General features: G+C 40.0%; 5 protein-coding genes and 1 pseudogene. 2 read left to right on the top strand and 4 right to left on the bottom strand.

Annotated features, from left to right (window positions below; genetic code table 11):
* On the bottom strand, window positions 1–204 hold a 204-nt coding region (locus tag OGM63_RS05100), incomplete at its 3' end, for a cupin-like domain-containing protein (RefSeq protein WP_263744416.1).
* A gap of 283 nt (window positions 205–487) precedes the next feature.
* Entirely contained in the window at window positions 488–805 is a 318-nt protein-coding gene (locus OGM63_RS05095) for a helix-turn-helix domain-containing protein (RefSeq protein ID WP_263744415.1), read from the bottom strand.
* A 93-nt stretch (window positions 806–898) separates the two neighbouring features.
* Here OGM63_RS05095 and OGM63_RS05090 point away from each other — a divergent pair, with 93 nt between their 5' ends.
* On the top strand, window positions 899–1,120 hold the full coding sequence (locus OGM63_RS05090) for a hypothetical protein (protein WP_263744414.1): 222 nt from the start codon (window positions 899–901) through the stop codon (window positions 1,118–1,120).
* 58 nt (window positions 1,121–1,178) lie between these two features.
* Here the strand turns inward: OGM63_RS05090 and OGM63_RS05085 are convergent.
* Window positions 1,179–1,769: pseudogene (locus OGM63_RS05085) on the bottom strand (calcium-binding protein); the annotation flags it as partial.
* A 15-nt stretch (window positions 1,770–1,784) separates the two neighbouring features.
* Window positions 1,785–2,099, bottom strand: coding sequence for a hypothetical protein (locus OGM63_RS05080; protein ID WP_263744413.1), 315 nt, complete (start codon window positions 2,097–2,099; stop codon window positions 1,785–1,787).
* 13 nt (window positions 2,100–2,112) lie between these two features.
* Here OGM63_RS05080 and OGM63_RS05075 point away from each other — a divergent pair, with 13 nt between their 5' ends.
* Window positions 2,113–2,433, top strand: coding sequence for a hypothetical protein (locus OGM63_RS05075; protein ID WP_263744412.1), 321 nt, complete (start codon window positions 2,113–2,115; stop codon window positions 2,431–2,433).
* Window positions 2,434–2,515 lie beyond the last annotated feature (82 nt).

The raw sequence follows: 2,515 nt of genomic DNA, 5'->3' as shown, positions 1-2,515 counted from the left end.
AATTTGTTTATTACCTACAAGATTATTCAAATAATCAACTGACCAGAAAGAGAATGCTTTCCAATCATTCATTTTACCAGTAATAATCACTGGTTTTCTAGAAGACAATATTTTTTGTCTAAACTCCTCTGGAGTAGGTTTATGAATACGTTCAATTTGATTGACTGATGTCGGCTCGAATTTATTTTTTGAAGTGATATTCATAACTGTTTCTAGTTTTATTTATAATAGGATTGAAATACTATAGCTATTCTATTTTGATTTAAAACTGACTAGTGCATCACGGCTAAAATAACGCTCACAGTCAAAGTCGTATTTCGATATCCCAAAAACTTCCAAACCAATGGCTTTGCACTCTTTACGATTCAAGTAATCAATGAAACTAAAAATTTTGACTTTGAGATCGTTGTTTGAACTGGAGTTTCCACTTTATTTGTAAAGACGTACCAGTATAATAAACCAACACTCAATTTGATTCAGCTATGAGCTATGCTTTGGAGTATAAACAAAGCGAATAAAGCCGAATGATTTTTCTATGTAATACTTCATCATCTATACCCTCTGATTCTGCTTGGTTTAACGATCCAACTGCATCTAAAAATCGATTCTGCCATAGCCTGACACGATTTCGTGTTAGTCGCAATAACAAAGAAACCTCCGTATTTGTCATACATGAAGCCGCATACAATACCAATTGTGCCCGTTGGACTAATCGATAAGGGTTTGTATGGACACGAGTTATTTGGGAGAGCAAATGCTGTTGCTTCTGGGATAGTACGATAATCCTTGCTACTGATTGGGGCATTTTTGGTCTTTTTTAGGAAATTTATAATATTAAGCTTACCAGTCTTTGACACCACTTCAAATACTGGTAAGTTATTTTAGCCGCGATGCACTAGTGTCCATAGGTTCGGACGCACTACCACCCGACCAAATTTATCCATTCTACAGATTCCCTGCAAAAGTCGAATTATCTAGTCAGCAGTTGTTGGTATCGGGAAGGAATATTCCGTTGCAGTCGGGAATGGGGATTAATACCAATATCAAGATACGCGATCGCAAAGTAATATCAATCTTCGCTGATATGTTTAGCAATAGGTGGAAAGCTTCAAGAATGTAAGGTAATTTGATAAGTATCACGGTACTCCCAGCAAATTATTGGTGCTGAGAAATATTTGCTATTTCCCAGCTTTTGTTGTTAGGACTAAATAATTGTGAACGAAGAACTGTTGATGCTGCTGGCTGGTGTCCAAAAAGAGCGATGCCAAGATATTACCGTTGTTTGTATCGCTGATAAGGGTGAAAAAGTCGCTGTTGCTACCGATACCTTGGTTTATCGACAACTGCTCAAAGGTCAAACCACCAGATAATCCAATTAAATCGTGACCAACTTGGAAATTGGTAATAGTGTCCGTACCCTCACCGAGTACTAAGACAAACAAATCTTTACCACTACCACTATTGATGATGTCATTACCTGTGCCACCGTTAATGATATTATCTCCGTCACCCGCAAAAATCAGGTCGTTACCTGCATCTCCAAATATGACATCATCACCAGTACCTGCATAGATAATATCGTTACCAGCACCAGCCATAATGAAGTTGTTGCCTTCAGCAGCAAAGATTTGGTCATCACCAGCCGAAGCGTAGATAATATCGTCACTAGCACCTGCGTAGATAATATCGTTATCTAAGCCAGTAATAATCTGGTTTTTACCTTCTCCAGCGTAGAGGGCATTGCTACCATTACCTCCAGTGATGATATCATCGTTAGGACCGCTCTAAACAACATCGTTTCCATCACCCGCAATAACAACGTTGTCACCTTCACTAGCATCAATATGGTTATCGCCTGCGAGATCGATGATAGTGCCGTTATCTAGTTCGGCATAGTGAGTATCGTTGCCTAAGCCACCAATTTGAGTATCGTTGCCTAAACCGCCAACCAAGCGATCGCTACCATCACCGCCATCAAGTATATCATCTCCGGCGTAGCCTTCGAGAATATCATCTCCTCCAAGCAGCAATTCCAAATTCAAATTTTGACAACGGGTATAGTTTAGCTTGAGGATAAAGGAGTATTTCTTCAGGGGCATCAACATGGAGCCGATGGCACTGAGTTTTGTGGTAATGCTGGGATTTCTCCAACAAGCGATCGCTAAAATCAAGGACCCAAGGCTAGCCAGTAATGCAACACGCTACAGCATCTTTGATACTGTACTGGCGGCTTTTTCAGTATTTTTCATGCAGTGCGAATCGTTTTTGGAACACCAGCGTCAAATACATATGAGAGATACTCAACCCGCCTTGGGAGTCAATTGGTGCGAACTAACCCTCATGCGTCAATCCGATGGGAAAGTAATTTACCAAAATGCCTTCATCACTAGACCTATGAGCAAAAGTCACAGATGCATGGGACAAGTAGGTTAGAGTTGGGTATCATTGATGACCTAGGAACAAGTAAAGAGCCTAAAGCCAGAAGACTTTAAACGTTTGTGTGGTGTACGTCCAG

This window comes from Plectonema radiosum NIES-515, assembly GCF_025753815.1.
GTDB classification, from domain to species: domain Bacteria; phylum Cyanobacteriota; class Cyanobacteriia; order Cyanobacteriales; family Nostocaceae; genus Hassallia; species Hassallia radiosum_A.
Note: the sequence above shows the minus strand (reverse complement) of the source record. Positions and strands in the feature narration are given on the sequence as shown.

Coding starts and splice junctions, on each gene's coding strand:
- OGM63_RS05095 (WP_263744415.1), bottom strand. CDS start 805: ATGCCCCAATCAGTAGCAAGGATTATCGTACTATCCCAGAAGCAACAG.
- OGM63_RS05080 (WP_263744413.1), bottom strand. CDS start 2,099: ATGCCCCTGAAGAAATACTCCTTTATCCTCAAGCTAAACTATACCCGT.
- OGM63_RS05075 (WP_263744412.1), top strand. CDS start 2,113: ATGGCACTGAGTTTTGTGGTAATGCTGGGATTTCTCCAACAAGCGATC.